Source organism: Gemmatirosa kalamazoonensis (assembly GCF_000522985.1).
In the GTDB taxonomy this organism is placed as follows: Bacteria; Gemmatimonadota; Gemmatimonadetes; order Gemmatimonadales; family Gemmatimonadaceae; genus Gemmatirosa; species Gemmatirosa kalamazoonensis.
Window position 1 is genome coordinate 244,188 of record NZ_CP007128.1, and the last position, 18,230, is coordinate 262,417.

The 18,230-nt window shown below is 73.7% G+C and carries 19 protein-coding genes and 2 pseudogenes; 7 read left to right on the forward strand and 14 right to left on the reverse strand.

From position 1 onward, the window contains the following. Positions 1 to 5: 5 nt before the first annotated feature. The 5 genes from J421_RS01255 to J421_RS01275 form a co-directional block, all read right to left on the reverse strand. Entirely contained in the window at positions 6 to 881 is an 876-nt protein-coding gene (locus J421_RS01255) for a DUF4440 domain-containing protein (protein WP_025409343.1), read from the reverse strand. 154 nt (positions 882 to 1,035) lie between these two features. Then, positions 1,036 to 1,320 carry a DUF4342 domain-containing protein gene (locus J421_RS01260; protein WP_025409344.1) on the reverse strand — a complete coding sequence of 95 codons (285 nt, stop codon included), beginning with the start codon at positions 1,318 to 1,320 and terminating at the stop codon, positions 1,036 to 1,038. Between the two features lie 310 nt (positions 1,321 to 1,630). Beyond that, positions 1,631 to 2,740, reverse strand: a complete 1,110-nt coding sequence (locus J421_RS01265; RefSeq protein WP_025409345.1) for an NADH:flavin oxidoreductase/NADH oxidase — start codon at positions 2,738 to 2,740, stop codon at positions 1,631 to 1,633. 20 nt (positions 2,741 to 2,760) lie between these two features. Then, positions 2,761 to 3,042 carry a GNAT family N-acetyltransferase gene (locus J421_RS01270; protein WP_025409346.1) on the reverse strand — a complete coding sequence of 94 codons (282 nt, stop codon included), beginning with the start codon at positions 3,040 to 3,042 and terminating at the stop codon, positions 2,761 to 2,763. An 88-nt stretch (positions 3,043 to 3,130) separates the two neighbouring features. Beyond that, on the reverse strand, positions 3,131 to 5,035 hold the full coding sequence (locus J421_RS01275; RefSeq protein WP_025409347.1) for a gamma-glutamyltransferase family protein: 1,905 nt from the start codon (positions 5,033 to 5,035) through the stop codon (positions 3,131 to 3,133). A gap of 57 nt (positions 5,036 to 5,092) precedes the next feature. On the opposite strand from J421_RS01275, the gene J421_RS01280 reads away from it, so the two are divergent. From J421_RS01280 to J421_RS01300, 5 genes are read left to right on the forward strand one after another with little or no spacing between them, the layout of a single operon-like run. Beyond that, the gene (locus J421_RS01280; RefSeq protein ID WP_025409348.1) at positions 5,093 to 6,019 is read left to right on the forward strand and encodes an alpha/beta hydrolase; all 927 of its coding nucleotides are present in this window, start codon (positions 5,093 to 5,095) and stop codon (positions 6,017 to 6,019) included. Beyond that, entirely contained in the window at positions 6,016 to 6,213 is a 198-nt protein-coding gene (locus J421_RS01285) for a hypothetical protein (protein WP_025409349.1), read from the forward strand. The genes J421_RS01280 and J421_RS01285 overlap by 4 nt, the downstream gene beginning before the upstream one ends. A 14-nt stretch (positions 6,214 to 6,227) precedes the next feature. Further along, positions 6,228 to 6,581 carry a PadR family transcriptional regulator gene (locus J421_RS01290; RefSeq protein WP_025409350.1) on the forward strand — a complete coding sequence of 118 codons (354 nt, stop codon included), beginning with the start codon at positions 6,228 to 6,230 and terminating at the stop codon, positions 6,579 to 6,581. Beyond that, positions 6,578 to 9,256: an ABC transporter permease gene (locus tag J421_RS01295; RefSeq protein WP_104022108.1), complete on the forward strand. Its 2,679-nt coding sequence runs from the start codon at positions 6,578 to 6,580 to the stop codon at positions 9,254 to 9,256. The genes J421_RS01290 and J421_RS01295 overlap by 4 nt, the downstream gene beginning before the upstream one ends. Continuing rightward, positions 9,246 to 11,063: an AAA family ATPase gene (locus J421_RS01300; protein WP_025409352.1), complete on the forward strand. Its 1,818-nt coding sequence runs from the start codon at positions 9,246 to 9,248 to the stop codon at positions 11,061 to 11,063. The genes J421_RS01295 and J421_RS01300 overlap by 11 nt, the downstream gene beginning before the upstream one ends. Here the strand turns inward: J421_RS01300 and J421_RS01305 are convergent. Both J421_RS01305 and J421_RS01310 read right to left on the reverse strand, forming a co-directional pair. Beyond that, positions 11,060 to 11,578, reverse strand: a complete 519-nt coding sequence (locus J421_RS01305; RefSeq protein WP_025409353.1) for a hypothetical protein — start codon at positions 11,576 to 11,578, stop codon at positions 11,060 to 11,062. The genes J421_RS01300 and J421_RS01305 overlap by 4 nt on opposite strands. 78 nt (positions 11,579 to 11,656) lie before the next feature. Continuing rightward, a complete protein-coding gene (locus J421_RS01310) occupies positions 11,657 to 12,550 on the reverse strand; it encodes a PEP-CTERM sorting domain-containing protein (RefSeq protein ID WP_025409354.1) in 894 nt (297 codons plus the stop codon). Between the two features lie 325 nt (positions 12,551 to 12,875). Between J421_RS01310 and J421_RS33505 the strand changes: the two genes are divergently transcribed. Beyond that, positions 12,876 to 13,541 (forward strand): deoxynucleoside kinase, encoded by a 666-nt coding sequence (locus J421_RS33505; protein ID WP_025409355.1) that lies wholly within the window; start codon positions 12,876 to 12,878, stop codon positions 13,539 to 13,541. Positions 13,542 to 13,722: 181 nt separating this feature from the next. On the opposite strand, the pseudogene J421_RS34730 reads toward J421_RS33505, so the two are convergent. Beyond that, a pseudogene (locus J421_RS34730) lies at positions 13,723 to 14,145 on the reverse strand (response regulator); the annotation flags it as partial. On the opposite strand from J421_RS34730, the gene J421_RS33785 reads away from it, so the two are divergent. Further along, a complete protein-coding gene (locus J421_RS33785; RefSeq protein ID WP_025409357.1) occupies positions 14,036 to 14,422 on the forward strand; it encodes a hypothetical protein in 387 nt (128 codons plus the stop codon). The pseudogene J421_RS34730 and the gene J421_RS33785 sit on opposite strands and share 110 nt — an antisense overlap. A 53-nt stretch (positions 14,423 to 14,475) precedes the next feature. Here the strand turns inward: J421_RS33785 and J421_RS34735 are convergent. The 6 genes and pseudogenes from J421_RS34735 to J421_RS32520 all read right to left on the reverse strand — a co-directional run. Next, positions 14,476 to 14,844 (reverse strand): annotated as a pseudogene (locus J421_RS34735) (ATP-binding protein); the annotation flags it as partial. A gap of 6 nt (positions 14,845 to 14,850) precedes the next feature. Then, positions 14,851 to 15,633, reverse strand: a complete 783-nt coding sequence (locus J421_RS01325) for a hybrid sensor histidine kinase/response regulator (RefSeq protein ID WP_025409359.1) — start codon at positions 15,631 to 15,633, stop codon at positions 14,851 to 14,853. A 10-nt stretch (positions 15,634 to 15,643) separates the two neighbouring features. After that, positions 15,644 to 16,846: a sensor histidine kinase gene (locus J421_RS01330; protein ID WP_025409360.1), complete on the reverse strand. Its 1,203-nt coding sequence runs from the start codon at positions 16,844 to 16,846 to the stop codon at positions 15,644 to 15,646. Next, positions 16,843 to 17,532, reverse strand: coding sequence for a cobalamin B12-binding domain-containing protein (locus J421_RS01335; RefSeq protein WP_025409361.1), 690 nt, complete (start codon positions 17,530 to 17,532; stop codon positions 16,843 to 16,845). Before J421_RS01335 ends, J421_RS01330 begins: the two co-directional genes overlap by 4 nt. Continuing rightward, positions 17,529 to 17,918: a globin family protein gene (locus tag J421_RS01340; protein ID WP_025409362.1), complete on the reverse strand. Its 390-nt coding sequence runs from the start codon at positions 17,916 to 17,918 to the stop codon at positions 17,529 to 17,531. The genes J421_RS01335 and J421_RS01340 overlap by 4 nt, the downstream gene beginning before the upstream one ends. Next, on the reverse strand, positions 17,906 to 18,229 hold the full coding sequence (locus tag J421_RS32520) for an antibiotic biosynthesis monooxygenase family protein (protein ID WP_025409363.1): 324 nt from the start codon (positions 18,227 to 18,229) through the stop codon (positions 17,906 to 17,908). The genes J421_RS01340 and J421_RS32520 overlap by 13 nt, the downstream gene beginning before the upstream one ends. Between the last annotated feature and the right edge of the window lies 1 nt (position 18,230).

Consider the following 18,230-nt stretch of genomic DNA (forward strand, 5'->3'; position numbering starts at 1 on the left):
TAACGTCAGGCGCCCTTCGGCACCGGCGACGCGACGTCGAGCACGAGCCGCCACCCCGCCGCGTCGCGCCGCCACACGCGCAGGTAGTTGCCCGCCTGGACCGCATCGCCCGCGACGCGCGTGTAGGTGCCGTACGTGTACGCGAGGTCGCCCGCGCGCGCGACCGTGCCGGTGATCGGCGTCGACCGATAGCTCGCGCCGGCGGCCTCCGCGATCGAACGCGCCGCGTCACGCCCCATGCGCGCGCCGACGCCGTCGCGCAGCAGCGCCGCGTCGTCCGCGGTGCGCGCCACGAGCCCGTCCGGCGACGACGGATCGGCGAAGCGCGCGCCGAGCGCGCTGTCGACGCGCAGCACCTCGGCGAGACTCGCGTCGCTCGTCGCGCGCGACGGCTGGCCGGCGGCCGCGACGCGCACGCTACGCTCGGGGTCGACCGTGGGCACCGCCGTGCCGCCGACGCCGAGGTCGACGAGCACGCGCCACGGCTCGCCGGGACGCCGTCCCCACACGCTCGCGAACACGCCGCCGGCGCGCACCGTGTCGCGCCCGAGCCGCTCGAACCGGTACGGCCCGGTGGAGAACCCGAGGTCGCCCGAGGACGAGACGCCGACGTGCGCGGGGGTCCAGAACAGCGTGCCCTGCGGCGGCATCCCGTCGCGCGGCGGATGCGCGGCGTACCACGCCTGCGCGTCGGTCGCGCGGGGCTGGAAGATGATCGAGCGGGCGTCGAGGTTCGTCCGGAACGCGAGCCACGTCCCCGAGTCGGCAGACAGGCGCGCGAAGCCACGCTCGGCGGCGATGAGCGACGCGGCGTCGTCGGAGGGTGCCTGCGCGGCGAGCGGCGCGGCGACCAGCAGGGCGGCGAGAATGGCGATGCGCACGGAGCGGGCGTGTGGGGAACGAGGGCGGCACGGTGCTGCACGCCCGCGAATGTGCCCCGCCGATGCGCGTCGCCGGGAGGCACGCCGCCACTCGCCGTGACGGGGTGCCGCGCCCCGGTGACGGAAGGACGCGCGCCGGGACGACCGACGGCGGCTACTGGCGGCGCGCGTCGTTAGGCATCGGCGCCGGCGGGCCGACGACGTCGCGCACGACGAGGATCTTGAAGTCGGCGGCGAGCGCCGCGATGCCGCCGATCGCCGCCCAGAACGGCAGCAGCGCCGCGCCGACGATCCCCGCGGCGAGCGGCACGTCGAGCAGCGTACGGCCGCTCGAATTCTGGATCACGACACGGCGGACGTTCCCCTCGCGGAGGATGCTCTTGAGCGTCGACTTCAGCTTGCCGCCGGCGACGCTGATCTCTTCGGTGTACGTGGCCATGACAGGGCAGGAGGGCAGGAGCGCAGGAGGGCGGGAGCTGGCCCTCCCTCGAACATACGCGCCTCGCGGCGCCGGGTTGCAAGCCTTCTGCACTGACGGGCTGCTCGGATCGAACCCCAGAGGGCCGCAGAGGACTGCCTCTTCGTATTGAACCACGGAGGACACGGAGGACACAGAGGAAACCCACGCTTTTGAAAGGGTTCTCCTCCGTGTCCTCCGTGTCCTCTGTGGTAAGAAAAAGCAGTTGCCGTTCTCCGCGGCCCGCTGCGGCCCTCTGCGGTTCAATGGTGTTCTCCGCGCCCTCCGCGCCTCACTCGCCCATGTCGAACAGGTCGCGGAACTGCCGCGGCTGGGAGCGCAGGTACTGATTCGGCGCACGGACGCGGGCGCCGAAGTGGGCGGCGGCGTGCCAGGGCCAGCGCGGGTCGTACAGGATGGCGCGCGCGATCGCGACGATGTCGGCGTCGCCGGTGCCGACGATCGCCTCGGCCTGCTCGAAGTCCGTGATGAGCCCGACCGCGACGACGGGCATCGACGTGGCCTGCTTCACGGCGCGGGCGAGCGGGACCTGATAGCTCGGCCCGACGGGGATGCGCTGGTGCGGCGTGAGGCCGCCGCTGGAGACGTGCACCGCGGCGCAGCCACGCGCCTCGAGCGCGCGCGCGAACGCGATCGTCTGCTCCACGTCCCATCCGCCGTCCGCCCAGTCGGTTCCGGAGACGCGCATGGTCACCGCGCGCTCCGCCGGGAACGCCGCGCGCACCGCGTCGAACACCTCGAGCGGAAAGCGCATGCGGTTCTCGAGCGAGCCGCCGTACTCGTCGTCGCGCTGGTTGGCGAGCGGCGACAGGAACTGGTGCAGCAGGTAGCCGTGCGCGCCGTGGAGCTGCACGGCGTCGATGCCGAGCCGCGCGGCGCGGCGCGCCGCATCCACGAACCCGTCGCGCACGCGTGCGAGCCCCTCGGCGTCGAGCGCGGTCGGCGCGTACGAGCGCTCGTCGTACGGCACGGCCGACGCGGAGACCGTCTGCCAGCCGTTCGGGTGGTCGGGTGGGAAATGTGCGCCGCCCTTCCACGGCACCTCGCTCGACGCCTTGCGCCCGGCGTGCGCGAGCTGGATGGCGATCGGCATGCGCGACCAGCGGCGGACGCTCTCCAGCGTGCGCCCCATCGCCTCCTCGGTCTCGTCGGACCAGAGGCCGACGTCGGCGTACGTGATGCGCCCCTCGGGGACCACCGCGGTCGCCTCGATCGTGAGCAGCGCCGCGCCGGAGAGCGCGAGGTGGCCGAGGTGGATGAGGTGCCAGTCGGTCATGCAGCCGTCGACCGCGGAGTACTGGCACATCGGCGCGATGACGATGCGGTTCGCGAGCCTGACGCCGCCGACCTCGATCGGCGTGAACAGCGTGGCGGTGGCCATGGTGCGCCGGTGCCTAACGCCTACTCGCCGCTCGCGACGACGTCGAGCTGCTCGGGGTGGTCGCCGAGCCATTCCTCGACGAACGGGCAGCTCGGCACGACGCGCAGCCCGTTCGCGCGCGCGTGCTCGAACGCCGCCTCGACGAGCGCGGTGCCGACGCCCTGCCCCTGCTCGGCCTCGGGGACGATGGTGTGCTGGAGATCGAGCGTGTCGCGGCCGAGCGGCTCGTACGCGAGATAGGCGGGCCCGTCGGGAAGGTCGACGACGAAGCGGCGCGCGTCGGGGTGATGAGTCACGTTCATGATGAGCGTGGAGCGTGGAGCGTGGAGCGGAGAGGGCTTCCTCTCGCACAATGCGTGCTCCACGCTCCACGCTCCACGCTCTCTCTGCCTACCACGCGATCCCGTAGTCCTCGCCGTGGTTGCTGGAGCCGCCCCACATGGAGCGGTGCGCGCGGTCGAACAGGATGGCGTTGATCGGTCCCGAGGTGCGCGCCTCCACCTCGAGCGTGTAGCCCATCTGCACGAGCGCGTCGCGCACCGACTGCGGCGTCGAGCTCGCGACGAGGATGCGGCCGGGGCGCGACTCGTGCGCGCCGAACGAAGAGCGCATCTGGTAGCTGTTGATGTTCGGCGCCTCGACGGCCTGCTGCGGCGTCATCCCCCACTCGACGACGTTCAGGAAGAACTGCAGGAGGTTCTGGTCCTGCGAGTCGCCGCCCTGCACGGCGAACGCGAGGTACGGCGCGCCGTCCTTCAGCGCGAGCGTCGGCGTGAGCGTGACGCGCGGATGCTTGCCGGGCGCGATGACGTTGAACGGCCCGTCGGTGGCGTCGGTGACGAAGCTCTGCGCGCGCTGGCTCAGCCCGACTCCGGTGCGCCCCGCGATCACCGCCGGCACCCATCCGCCGCTCGGCGTGACCGACACCACCCACCCCGCCGAGTCGGCCGCCTCGATCGACGTCGTGCCGGCGTAGAAGGAGTCGAAGAACGCCGAATCGTTAGGCACCGGCTTGTCCTGCTGGCCCGAGCGCTTCAGCGTGTCGGGCGCGGGCACGACCGTCCACCTCGCGAGCAGATCCGTGAACGGGTTCTGCCCTCCCTGGAACGGATACGGATCGCCGGGCTTCACGTTCGGGTCGTTGCGGTCCCAGGAGAGCTGCGCGAGGCGCGTCTTCGCGTACGCCTTCGACAGCAGCCCCTTCGCCGGCTCCTCGGGGGCGACGTACGGGTCGCCGTAGTAGAAGTCGCGGTCGGCGAACGCGAGGCTCAGCGTCTGATAGACGGTGTTGATGTAACGCGGCGAGTTGTAGCCCATGGACTTCAGGTCCACGCCTTCCAGGATGTTGAGCGCCTGCAGCATCGCGGGCCCCTGCTGCCAGAACGGGAGCTTGTAGACGGTGATGCCCTTGTAGGTGGTGCTCACCGGCTCCTCGATGCGGACCTTCCAGGTCGCGAGATCCTCCATCGTGAACAGCCCGCCGTCGTCGCGCGTGCCGCGCACGATCTCGCGCGCGATGTCGCCCTTGTAGAAGCGGTCGTACGCGGCGTAGATCGCCTGCTTGCGCGTCTTCCCCGCGCGCAGCGCCTGCTGCTCGGCCTCGACGAGCTTGCGCCACGTCGCGGCGAGATCCTTCTGCACGAAGATCTCGCCGGGCTGCGGCGCCTCCCAGTTCTCGCCGCGGTGCGGGAGCATGATCGACGGCGCGACCTTCCACTGCTTGATCGTGTCCCGGTACTGCTCGATCGTCCGCGCGAGCTGCGCCTCGATCGGGTAGCCGTCGGCGAGCTGGATCGCGGGGCCGAGCACGTCCTTCAGCGACAGCGTGCCGTACTCGGCGAGCATCGTCATCAAGCCGCCGGGCGTGCCCGGCGTGACGGCGGCGAGCGGGCCGTACTCCGGCGGGTAGCGGTAGCCGCGCGAGCGGTAGTACTCGGGCGTGGCGCCGCTCGGCGCGACGCCTAACGCGTTGATGCCGATCACCTTCTTCTGGCGCGGGTCGTAGATCAGCGCCTGCGTCTCGCCACCGCACGAGAGCGTGTCCCAGATGGTGCATCCGGCGGCGAGCATCGCGGCCGCCGCGTCGACGGCGTTGCCGCCCTTCTGGAACATCATCGCCCCCGCGGTCGCGCTCAGCGGCTTGCCGGTGATGGCGAGCCAGTGCTTCGCGTGGAGTGGCGGCTTCTGCGTCTTCAGCGGCGGCAGCGGCCATTCGGCCTGCGGTCGGGCCTGGGCGTGCCCGGCCGCGGGCAGGACCACGAAAGTCGCGACGAGTGCGAGGCGGAGGCGGAACATCGACGAATCCCCGGTGCGAGATGGCGAAGCGATCGTCCTCCGATCAAGATAATCGTCATGCATCGCGCCCTCGCCTCCGTCGCCGCTCTCGCTCTGCTCGCCGGCGCCGCCGCCGCGCAGCCCGTCCAGAAGGACGTCGCTCCCGCCGACACGTTCGTGCCGCGCGACGCGCAGGTGATCCCGCTGTGGCCCGCGGGCGCACCGGGCGCCGTCGGCGACTCGAGCGTCGACCGGCCCGGCCTAACGGTCTTCCCCGCCCCCGCCGACCGCGCGACCGGCGCCGCGGCGGTGATCTTCCCCGGCGGCGGCTACTCGCACCTCGCGACGGGCAAGGAGGGCGTCGCGGTGGCCCACTGGCTCAACACGCTCGGCGTCACCGCGTTCGTCGCGACGTACCGGCTCGGGCCGCGCTACCACTACCCGGCGATGATCGACGACGGGCTGCGCGCGGTGCGCATCGCGCGCGCCCGCGCCGCGGAGTGGAAGGTGGACCCGCACCGCATCGGCGTCGTCGGCTTCTCGGCGGGCGGGCATCTCGCGTCGTCGGTGGGGACGCACTACGCGGGCACGCAGGCGCGCGTCGGCGCGAGCGACACGGTGAGCGCGCGTCCCGACTTCATGGTGCTCGTCTATCCGGTGGTCACGATGTTCGACCCGCTCGTACATCGCGGCTCGCGCACGAGCCTCCTCGGCACGTCGCCCGACTCGTCGATGCTGCGGCTGTTCTCGAACGAGACGCAGGTGACGCGCGAGACGCCGCCGGCGTTCATCGTGGCGAGCAGCGACGACGCGACGGTGCCGGTGGAGAACTCGATCCACCTCTACGAGGCGCTGCGCACCGCGCGCGTGCCGGTCGAGCTGCATGTCTACGAGGCGGGGCGGCACGGCTTCGGTCTCGCGCCGGGCGATCCGTATCTCGGCGGGTGGATCGACCTCGCCGGCAGGTGGCTCGCGCGGCACGGCCTCGCGCGCGAGACACGGTGACGGACGGCGGCGAGCGCGTCGCGCCGGCGCGGGAGCTCGCGCGCCGCGTCACCGCGCGGCTCGTCGCGGAAGGCGTCGTCGCCGCGGAGCAGCGCGACGCGCTCGCCGAGCGGATCGCGCAGGGCGCGATGACGCAGCGGGACTGGGAAGCGCTCGTGGACGGCACCCTTGACCTCGCGCGCCGCGGCCGGTAGCGTAGCGGCACACTATGGACAGTTCGTCCATACTCCGACGGCACCTGCCGCTCAAGGCCGACGTGCTGATGATCCTCCTCGCGCTGCGCGACGGGGAGCGGCACGGCTACGCGATCATGCAGGACGCATCGCTGCGCTCGGAGGGGGCGGTGCGGCTGCAGCCCGGCGCGCTGTACCGCACGCTGAAGCGGCTCGTCGACGACGGCCTCGTCGTGGAATCGGCGCGACGGCCCGCGCCCGAGCGCGACGACGAGCGCCGACGCTACTACCGCCTCACGCCGCTCGGCGGTCGCGTCGTCGCGGCGGAGATGGACCGGCTCGCGCGACTCGTCGCCGGCGCGTCCGGCGCACGGCCGCGGCTCGCATGAGCCCCGCCTGGTATGCGCGGCTGCTGCGGCTCTATCCGCCGGCGTTCCGCGCGCGCTTCGAGGAGGCGCTGCGCGAGGCGTTCCAGGACCAGCGGCGCGACTTCCTCGCCACGTCGCCGTCGCGTCCGGCACGCGTCCGATTCTGGGTGCGCGCGCTCGGCGACGTCGTCGCGCACGGCCTGCTCGAGCGGCTGGCCGAGGCGCGCGCCCGGCGACCGTTAGGCACCGACCACGTTCCACCGCGAGGCCACGGCATGCGCTCCCTCTGGCAGGACCTCCGCTTCGCCGTGCGCACGCACGCCGCGAACCGCGCCGCCACGGCGGTGGCGGTGCTCGTGCTCGCGATCGCGATCGGCGCGAACACCGCGATCTTCAGCGTCGTCGAGGGCGTGCTGCTACGCTCCCTGCCGTTTCGCGACCCGGAGCAGCTCGTCGGCGTGGGGCCGATCCCGCGCGCGCGGCGCGCCGGCGCGACGATATACGGCACCGCGTCGCGCTTCGCGTTCGACGTGTGGGCCGCGCAGCGCGACGCGTTCGAGGACGTGGCCGGGTACCGCGGCGGGGACCCGGTGCTCAGCGGCCGCGGCGATCCGGAGCGCGTGATCGCGGTGAGCGTGACGCCCAACTTCTTCCCGCTGCTCGGCGCCGCGCCGTTGTTCGGGCGCGCGGTCACGCGCGACGACGCGCGGCCCGACGCGCCGCCGGTCGCGGTGCTCGGCTACGCGCTGTGGGCGTCGCGCTTCGGCGCGGACCCGTCGGCGATCGGGCGCACGGTGGTGCTGGACGGCACGCCGCACACGATCGTCGGCGTGATGCCGCGCGCGTTCCGCTTCCCGGAGAGCGCGCAGCTGTGGCGTGCGCTCGCCACGCCGGCCGCCGCGGGCGCGGAGGAGACGACGCACCGGCCGTACGGTGGCTACTGGACGGTGGCGCGTCTGCGCCCGGGCGTCACGCCCGCGCACGCGATGGCGCGGCTCGACGTGACGACGGCACGACTCGAGCGCAACGAGGGGGAATCGTGGAGCGGCGTGGCGGCGGTGGTGATCCCGCTGCGCGATCAGCTCGTGGGCGAGGCGCGCCGGCCGCTGCTGCTCGTCACCGGCGCGGTGGTGTTCGTGCTGCTCGTCGCGTGCGCGAACGTGGCGAACATCCAGCTCGCGCGCGGGGTCGCGCGACGGCGCGAGGTGGCGGTGCGGCTGGCCATCGGCGCCGGGCGCGGGCGGCTCGTGCGGCAGCTGCTGACGGAGAGCGTGCTGCTCGCGCTGGCGGGCGGCGCGCTCGGCGTGGCGCTCGCGTACGTGGGCGTGCCGCTGCTCGTGGCGCTGGGCGGCGACGAGCTGCCGCACGTCTCGACGATCGGCGTGAACGCGCGCGTGCTCGCGGCGACGCTCCTGGCCAGCGTGCTCACCGGCATCGCGTTCGGGCTCGCGCCGGCGCTGCAGAGCGTGCGGCGCGCGTCGCCCGCCGCGCTGAAGGAGGCGGCGGACGTCGTGGAGATCGGCGGCGAGCGGCGGCGCGCGGGTGACGTGCTCGTCGTCGCGCAGGTCGCGCTCACGATGATGCTGCTCGTCGGCGCGGCGCTGCTCGGCGCGAGCTTCGCGCGTCTCGTGCGCGGTGATCCGGGGTTCGAGCCCGACGGCGTGCTCGTCGCGCAGATCGAGCTGCGCGGCACGCGCCACGCGGGCGAGGAGCCGACGCGCCGGTTCGCGCAGACGGTGCTCGAGCGTGCGCGCGCCATTCCCGGCGTCACGGCGGCCGCCGTATCGAGCGGCACGCCGCTCGCCGCGGGGGACCTCGGCACCATCTCCGTCGTGGACGGGCCGACACCGCAGCGGCAGGCCGGGGACGTCACGCTGTTCACCGCGACGACGGCGGAGTACTTCCGCACGTTAGGCATCCCGCTGCGGCGCGGCCGGCTGCTGGCCGACGACGCGGCCGCCGACCGCGGCTCGATCGTCGTGAGCGAGGCGCTCGCGCGGCGCTTCTTTCCCGGCCGCGATCCGATCGGGCACGTCGTGGAGTTCTACGGCACGCAGCGCGGCACGATCGTCGGCGTGGTGGGCGACGCGAAGGGGCTCGCGCTCGACCAGCCCGCGCCGCCGCACATCTATCAGTCGTTCGCCGCGGCGCCGGCCCCGTACGTGAAGCTCGTCGTGCGCGGCGCGGGCGACGCCGCCGCGCTCGCGGGGGCCGTGCGCACGGCCATCCGGACGGTCGACGCGACGCTTCCCGTCGATCAGATCACGACGATGCGCGGGCTGATGTCGGAGTCGCTGACGCGGCAGCGGTTCTACGCCGTGCTGCTCGGCGTCTTCGCCACGTCGGCGCTCGTGATGGCGGCGGCGGGGATCTACGGCGTGGTGAGCTACGGCGTCACGCGCCGCACGCCGGAGCTCGGGGTGCGCGTCGCGTTGGGCGCCACGCGCGGCGACGTGCTGCGGCTCGTCGTCGGGCGCAGCGGGCGGCTCGTCGCGGCCGGGATCGTGATCGGCGGCGTGGGCGCGGCGTGGGCGACACGCGTGCTGCGCGCGATGCTGTACGAGGTATCGCCGACCGACCCGCGCGTGCTGGCGGGCGTGGCGGCGGTGCTCGGGGTGGTGGCACTCGTCGCGGCGTGGGTGCCGGGACGTCGCGCGGCGCGCGTGGATCCGACGCGGGCGCTGCGTGCGCACTGAGCCCGACGCCCGCGACCGCATCGCCGCGGTGCGCCTCCGCCGCTTCCGCGGCGCCACGGGCGACACCGAGATCTCGCTCGACGCGTCGCGTCCGCTCGTGCTGCTGTTCGGCGAGAACGGCGCCGGCAAGTCGTCGCTCGTCGACGCGATCGACGCGGTGTGCAACGCGAGCCGCGGATCGATCGACGATCGCAGCTCGACGAACGCGAAGCACCTCGTCGCCGCGGGCGCACGCGTGGAGGACGTGGAGGTCGCGGTCCGCACCGGCCGCGGCGAGTGGAGCGCGGTGCTGAAGGGCGACCGGGTCGTCGGCGTGCCGGCGTGGAGCGGCCCGCCGGTGCACGTGCTGCGGCGCGCGGGGCTCGTACGCCTCGTCGACGCGCAGCCGAGCGAGCGATACGCGGTGATCGAGCGGTTCATCGACGTCGCGCAGGTCGAGTCGTGCGAGGCGTCGCTCGCTGCCGCCGCGCGCGACGCGGCGAACGCCGCGAAGTCGCTCGACGGCGCGCTCGCGCAGGCGGAGCGTGCACTCGAAGAGATGTGGATCGCCGCCGAGCGCCCGTCGGAGTCCGCGGAAGCGTGGGCGCGGGCGCAGGACGCCGCGCAGCTCGACGCGCTGCACGCGCAGTCCGAGCGCGCGAACGCGGTGGCTCGCGCCGCCGAGCGCTTGCAGCACGACGACGCGACGCTCGCCGACGCGTCGCGCCGTGTCGAGCAGGCGCAGGCCGCGGTGGACGACGCGCGCGCGGCGCTCGATCGGCTCGAGCGCGCCGGCACGACGCGCGAGCTGGCGGTGGTGCTGCGCGAGGTGTACGCGCTCCTCGGCCCCGATGCCGAGGCGTGTCCGGTGTGCGAGCGCGCGGTGGACGCCGCGGCGCTGCGCGCGCGGCTCGCCGAGCGGCTCGCGCGCGTGGAGGAGCTCGCGGGCGCGGCGGCGCGCCTCGAGAGCGCGGAGCGTGACGCGGCGACGGCGCGCGCGTCGATCGCGGCGACACACGCGCGGCGCGCGGGGTCGGCATGCGCGCTGGCCGGGCTGCTCACGGTGGACCGGCTCGACGCACCCGTGCGCGATGCCGCGACGCGACTGCGCGACGCGGCCGCGGCGACGGCGGCGGACGACGACGTGGCCGCGCTGGCAGAGCGGGCGGCGGCGCTGCGCGACCTCGCGGTGGGCCGCGCGGGGAAGCTGCAGCGGCAGATCGGCCGCGCGGACGCGGTGCGCGCGGCGTACGATCAGGTGGTGGCGCGTCGCGACGAGCTGCACGACGCGCGCGCGGCCCACGATCGGCTGCAGGCGGTGCTGCTGCTCGTGCGCCGCGAGCGCACCGCGTTCGTGCAGGAGACGCTCGACGCGATCCGCGACGAGTGCAACCGCCTGTACGAGGCGCTCCACCCCGAGGAAGGGCTGCGGATCGGCCGTCTGCGGCTCGACGAGAAGCGGCGCCGCTCGCTGCACCAGGACGCGGCGTTCGGCGCGCTCGCCGACGTGCCGCCGCAGGCGTACTTCAGCGAGTCGCACCTCGACACGCTCGGCTTCTGCTTCTGGCTCGCGGCGACGAAGTACGCGTCGCGCGGCGGGGCGCCGCCGATCGTCGTGCTGGACGACGTGCTCGCGTCGGTGGATGCGGCGCACGCCGCCCGGCTGCTCGCGCTGCTCGCGGCGGAGAGCGCGTCGTTCACGCAGCTCGTCGTCGCCACGCACCAGCGCGCGTGGCCGGACGCGGTGCGCGCCGGCGACGCGGCACGCGTGGTGGATCTCGTGGAGCTCGGCGCGTGGACGCCGGAGGCGGGGATCCGCCGCGCCTAACGCGCGAGCTCCGCCTTGCGCGCCTTCACCGCGGCGACGAAGCGCTCGGCGTCGGCGGGGGCGAAGCGCGAGTGCTGGCCGCCGCGGTTGTTGGAGCCGCTGGTGCGGAAGTGGCTCTGTCCGCCCTTCGACGAGATGTCGATCTCGCCGTCGTTGGCGCTGATCTCGTCGATGTCGCGCACGGGGATGCGCACGACGAAGCCGAGCGCGTTGCCCACCACGCCGCTCACGGAGCGGGTGATCATCCCGGCGAAGCCGCTCTTGCCCGCGGTGTCGAGCGACTGCTGGACGCTGCGGCGCAGGGAGTCGGAGAGCTGCATGCGCACCGAGTCGCCGACGAGCGAGAGGATGACCGCGCCGTCGGTGCTCGTGATGCGCTCGTCGCCGGGGCCGAGCGGCTCGTGCGCGGCGGCGGCGGCCGCGGTGGAGTCGAACGAGAGCTTCACGTCGGAGTGGTCGCGGCGGCCGCAGGCGGTCAGTCCAGCGAGGGCGACGAGCGCGAGAGAGAGGCGCATGGGCGGGGGCGCGAGGCGCGGACGGGGTCGGAGCTGTGAATACCGCTCCGGCCACGCCCGCGCCAGGGGACGCCGTCGTTAGGCGGTGCGGCGTCGGCGCGCGGCAGCGGCGAGCGCGAGCAGGCCGCCGCCGACGAGGGCGAGGGTCACCGGTTCGGGCGTCGTGACGCACGGCGCCTGGACCGTCTCGAAGTTGAAGGTCGTCGTGCTGCCGTTCACCGTGACGCTGACGTTGTCCACGGCGCCGAACCAGCTTGCATCGGCGGTCCAGCCGCTGCCGATCCCGGTGCTCAACCCGAACACCATGCTGTTGGCCGAGAGCGACGCGCCGTTCGGCGCGGTGTAGCTCAGGAAGCTCGAGAGCGCTGCGCCGTTGCCGGTCGCGGTGTAGTCGCTCACGCCCGGCGTGAACTGGCGGAACCAGAAGTTGCTGGACGCGCCGATCAGCTCCGTGTGCCAGACGTCCGGGGCAGGCGCGGCGTTGCCGTTGTACACCGGCTCGTAGATCAGGTAGCCGCGATCGCCCGTCGTCGCCGCGCTACCGTCCGCGTCGACGTAGAAGCGGAGCGCAGGATTCTGGTTCGCGGCTACCGTGCTCTGAGCGTCGCGGTAGAAATCGTAGCTCGCGCCGTCGAGCGAGCCGAGCGAGAACGGGGAGAGATACTGGCCGCCGAAGAAGTACTCGAGATCGGCCTTGCCCGCCGAGCTGCCGTTCCACTGCTCGATCTTCATCACGGCTGAACCGTTGCCGCTGCGCGGGAAGAACGATTCGATGCCAGCCACGCCCTGCGCGTCCGTTCCACCGAGATTCGATGGCAACCACTGATCGTACGCGAACGGGACGGTGTAGCGCGGCGAGCCGTCACTCCAGACCATGCCGTTCGGGGACGTGACGATGACCGTCTGCGCGAGCGCGGGCGCGGCGGGCGCGAGGAGCAGAACGGCGAGGAGGGAGACGCGGCGAGAGTTCACGAGAGGGCTCCGTGCGACGAGAGGAGGAAGCGGCTGCGACGTCGAGTGCGATTCACGACGCGCCCCGCCAGCGCAAGCGGCGATCCCGACCCGAGGTGTCCCGCCCACTGCGCCTAACTGCTTGGCGTGTCGCGCCTTCTGCCTAACGTTGCGGCGCCGCGCGCGACGGCGGCTGTGGCGCCCGTGTCGCGCGATCGTGGCATGCGCGCCACAGCCGGGGGGTCCGGGCTCGGCGCCACTGTCAAGACCTTGCCGCGCGCATCGCGCCCGGCCACCGTTCGCGCACGATTCCGCGCCGTCCCGCGACCTCGCTCTCTCTCACCTCATGTTGATCGGTGTCGCCGGCATGGTCGGCGTCGGCAAGAGCACGCTGACGCGCGCGCTCGCGGCGCGATTCGGGCTGCAGCTCGCGCCGGAAAGCGTCGACGGCGAGAACCCCTGGCTCGAGCGCTTCTACGAGGGCGGGCCGGCGTCGATGCGGCGGTGGGCGCTGCACCTGCAGCTCCACTTCCTCGCGACGCGCTTCGCGAGCATGCGGCACATCCGCGCGGGCGGCGGCAGCTGGATCCTCGACCGCACGTGGTACGAGGACGCCGAGGTGTTCGCGCGCGGGCTGTACGAGGAGCACCTCATGACGGCGACGGAGTGGGAGCTGTACGAGCGGCTGTACGCGGAGCTGCTGCACTCCCCCGGCGCGCGCCCGCCGCGGCTGCTCGTCTACCTCCACGGCCCGCTCGACGTGGTGCTCGGCCGCATCGCACGCCGCGGCCGCCCGAAGGAGCGCGACACCGACGTCGCGTACTGGACGGCGCTACATCGCCGCTACGAGCGGTGGATCGCGGGGTTCCACCGCTGTCCCGTGCTCTCGATCGACGTGCGCGACTACGACCTCGTGGCCGACCCCGACGCGATCGACGCCGTGGCCGCGCGCGTGCGGCGCCGCCTCGAGCCGGAGCTCCCGCAGACGGAGCTATTCGCGGCGCGCGCCTAACTCGGGACTGGGGACTCGGGACTCGGGACTCGGGGGGACGAGTCCCGAGTCCCAGTCCCGAGTCCCGAGTCCGCGCTGCCGCGTGCAGCACGAGCGCGGCGACGTCGGCCAGGCGGTGCTCACCCTTCTGCAGCACACGCACGGCGGTGCGCGACAGGTACTGGCGCTCCGCTTCCGTCAGGCTCTTCGCGGTGAGCACCACCGCCGGGACACCGGCGAGCAGCGGGTCGGCGCGCATGGCGGCGAGCACGCCGAAGCCGTCGAGCACCGGCATCATGAGGTCGAGCACCACGACGTCCGGCCTGTGCGCGCGCATGTCGGCGAGCGCGGACTCGCCGTCGGGCGCCTCGCGCACGGTGAGCCGCGCGTCCTCCAGGAAGCGCGCCGCGACGCGCCGCGAGTCGGGATCGTCGTCCACCACGAGCACGTCGAACGATGGGCCATCGCTCACCGGCGACGCGACGCCCTGATGCGCGGCCGACGACACCGCGCGCGTGAGCTGCTCGGCGGTGAACGGCTTCGGCACGAGCGACACGCAGCCGAGGTCCAGCACGGGCGACGTCTCGTCGGGGATCGCTGCCGAGAGCGACGGCAGCAGCAGCACCGCGGTCGACGCGAGATCGCCGACACCCTGCAGCGCGAGCGCCGCACGCCACGCCGCGCCGCCCGCGCTGCCGACGTCGAGCACGACGAGCGCCGCGCCCGCCTCGGTCGCCAGGGCGGCGACGCCATCCGGGTCGGTGGTCCATCGCAGCGTCACGCCGGGGCTCACGCGCCGCGACAGCTCGGCCAGCGCGTCGCGGTCCGCGCCATATGCCACCACGGAGACGTTCGGCACCGGCTGCTGGTGCGCGCGCCGCGCGTCGTGCTGCGCCGCGTGACGGGCGACGTCCTCGGGGCGCAGCTCGCTCCCCGCCGCCGCCGCGTGCAGCCGCACGGTGAACGTGGAGCCGCGCCCGACCACGCTCGTCGCGTCGAGCGAGCCGCCCATGAGCTCCACGAGGCGGCGCGAGATCGCGAGCCCGAGCCCACTCCCACCGTGACGGCGCGTCAGCTCGGAGTGCGCCTGATAGAACTCGTCGAACACGAGCGGCAGCACCGCGGAGTCGATGCCGATGCCGGTGTCGACGACCTGGATCTCCACCGTGCCGTCGTCGCGCGTCTCGCAGCGCACGCGCACCGAGCCATCGTCGGTGAACTTCAACGCGTTGCCGACGAGATTCGTGAGCACCTGCCGCAGCCGCTGCAGATCGGCGTGCACGTGCGGCAGCGCGGCGCCGCATCCGTCGATCGCGAGCGTCACACCCTTCTAGCGCGCGTGCCCCTCGAGCAGCGCGACCGACTCCTCGACCACCGCGCCGAGGTCCACGGGGCGCAGGTCGAGCTCGAGCTTGCGCGCGTCGGCCCGCGTGAGATCGAGCACGTCGTTGATGAGCGCGAGCAGGTGGCCGCTCACGAGCCGCATCCGCTCGAGGTAGTGCCGCTGCCCCTGCGACAGATCCCCCTCCAGCTCCATGTCGAGCAGGTCCGCGTAGCCGAGGATCGCGTTGAGCGGCGTGCGCATCTCGTGCGACATCACGGCGAGGAAGCGGTCCTTCGCCTTCGTCGCGTCGGCCAGCTCGACGAGCTTCGACTGCAGCTCGTCGCGCAGCAGCTCGAGCCGCCGGTTCTGCAGCTCCATCGCCGCGCGCTGCTCCTCGAGCGCCCGCCGGATCTGGAGCTTCTCGATCGCGTTCTCGATCACGCGCGCGAGCCCCTGCGCCGTGACGCCGTCCTTCGCGACGTAGTCCTGCGCGCCGCGCTTCAGCGTGTCGTTCGCGACGGCGTCGTCCTCCTCGCCGGTGAGCACCACCACCGGCACCGCGCGCGCGCCGTTAGGCAGCGCGTCGAGGAACTCGCGCCCCGTCATGTCGGGGAGATGGAAGTCGAGGAGCACGCAGTCCGGGGGCGACTCGGCGCAGCGCGCGAGCCCCTCCCGCCCCGTCGTCACCTCGATGATGTCGTAGGCCCGGCGCGCGCCGCGCAGCAGCCGGCGCACCAGCGCGCGGTCGCCGGGCTCGTCCTCCACGAGCAGGATCGTGCGTCGCTCCATCGTCGTCTCGTCAACCACCGCTCACCCTCGGCCACAGGAATCGGAACGTCGCGCCTCCGCGATCGTTCGGCGACTCCACCCATATCCGCCCACCATGTCCCTCGACGAGGCGCCTGACGACGGCGAGCCCGATGCCCGTGCGCTCGCCATCGCTCGGCGCCAGCGTGTGGAACAGCTCCCAGACTCGCTCGCGCGACGGCTCCGGGATCCCGGGACCGTCGTCGGACACCGCCAGCTCGCACCAGTCGCCCGCCTCGTGCGCGCCGACGCGCACGTCCACGCTGTCGCTCCCGGCGTGCTTGATCGCGTTGTCGATCAGGTTCTGCAGCACCTGCTGCAGCGGCGCGCGCGCCGTGCGCAGCGTGGGAAGCGGCCCCTCCGCGACGACGCGCACGCCGGCCGGCGGATGCAGCAGCGCGACGATCTCGCCGAGCAGCGCGCCGACGTCCACCGGCTCCGGCGCCGACGGCTCGCGCCCAGCGCGCGCGTACGCGAGCACGCCGTCGATCATCGATCGCATGCGCGTGACCTGCCCGCGCAGCGCGTCGAGGTGCGCGCGCGGCTCGTCGGCGAGCGTGCCGCCGGCGTCCTCGGCCACCCACCGCGCGTAGTTCGCGATGGAACGCAGCGGCGTCTTGAGGTCGTGCGACACCACGTGCGCGAACTCGTCGAGCGCGCGATTGCTGCGCGCCAGCTCGCGCGTGGTCGCCTCGAGCTCCGCGTTGCGCGTCTCCAGCTCGGCGAGCGCGCGAGCGAGGCGGCTCCGCTCCTTCAGCAGGTCGCGCTGCGCGTTCGCGAGCTCGGAGTTCACGTCGGTGACCTGCTCGCGCAGCCGGTCGAGCCGCGCGTCGCGCGGGTGCTCCACGAGCCACACCGCGCGCCCGTCGTCGTCCCACAGCATGGAGAACGCCCGCGGCTCGCCGAGCGTCTCGCGCCCCGCGAGCACGAGCTCCACGACGCGGCCGTCGGCCGCGTCGCCGTCGTCGGTGTCGCGCGCCGCGGCGAGCGCGCGCTCCCACTTCGCGCGCGACGAGGGGCCGTCCAGCGCGTCGCCGAACGGCCGCCCGACGAGCGGCGTGCCTAACGCCTCGTCGAGCCGGCCGTTCGACTCCCGCACCACGCCGTCGGCGTCGAGCAGCAGCACGCCACCGGGAAACGCGCGGAAGGATCCCGCGAGACGCGGGATCGGTGCGCCGCTCGACGTCTCGGTCACGCGGCGTCGGACGCGGCCGTGGGCGGGGCGAGCCGCTCGTTCAGCAGGCGCACGGCGGTCGTCGCGTCGGCCGCCGTCAGGTCCGCGCCGAGCCGCGCGGCGAGCGCCGGATCCTCGAGGAACGGCCGACCGCCCACGAGCACGAGCGGCGGCGCGTCGTGCATCGCGAGGCGCACGGCGCGGATGGTGTCGCGCAGTCGCGGCAGATGCGGCGGCAGCGCGGCGGAGAGCGCGAGCACGTCGGGTCGACGCCGCCGCAGCATCATCACGAGGCTGTCCACCGGCACCGTCGCGCCGAGATAGGTCGTGTCCCACCCCGCGCACTCGAGCAGATCGCAGAGCATGCGGAGGCCGACCTCGTGGCGCTCCGTGTCCACGCACGCGGCGACGAGCGTGCGCCGCGCGTGGCCGTCCCATGTCGCCGCCTGCTCGTAGACGCGCGCCATCGCCGCCTGCGTGATCGCCGTCGCGAGGTGCTCGTCGGCGACGGTGAGCGCGTTCTCCTGCCAGAGGCGCCCGACCTCGCGCAGCGCCGGCTGGAACACGTCCATGTAGATCGTGCCGAGATCGAGACCGGCCGCGCGCGCCTCGTCGATCAGGCGGAACGCCTCGCGGCGGTCGCCGTCGCGCAGCGCGCGCACGTACGCGTCGCGGACCTCGGCGGCGCCCGACCCGGCCGCCGTCACGTCACGACCTCGATGCCGGCGCGCACATACGGCGCGACCGCGTCCGCCTCGTCGTCGGGGAAGCGCGCGCGCACCTCGCGCTCCACGAGCTCGAGCGAGCGGAGCACGTCCCGCGTCGGCACGCCGCGCGCGCGGAGCAGCGCGTCGAGCCACCGCACGTAGCCGGCGAACATCGACGCGTCGCCGAGGTCCACGGCGGGGACCAGGTGCTCGAGCGTGAAGTGCAGATCCTCCAGGCAGCGGGCGCGTCCCGTCTCGCCGTAGCGCTCGAGCAGCTCGGGGCGCTCGGCGTACATCGCTTCGGTGACGGCGTGGGCGAGCTCGGTCTTCTGCGCGAGCAGCCGCGACGCCGCGCGACCCTCGGCCGACGGCGTCACGGCATCCATGCCGCGGGCCTCCGCGAGTCCATGAGCACCTCGTACGCCTCGTGCCGCACCTCGGTGCGCCCCATGATCTCGCCCGGCTCGCGCGCGTGCGACACCGCGTGCTCGCGGCTGCGCATGTAACGGCGGAACGCCTCGCGGCTCTCCCACGCGGTGAGGAACGTGTGCGTCGCGCCGCCCGCCTGCGGCCGCAGCAGCTGCAGGTACAGGAACCCCGGGAAGTCGTCGACGAGCCCGGAGCGCTCACGGAAGTGGCGCTCGAGGTCGGCGTGGTCCGCGGGTGGGACGGTGAGGTGCGAGATGAAGACGAACATG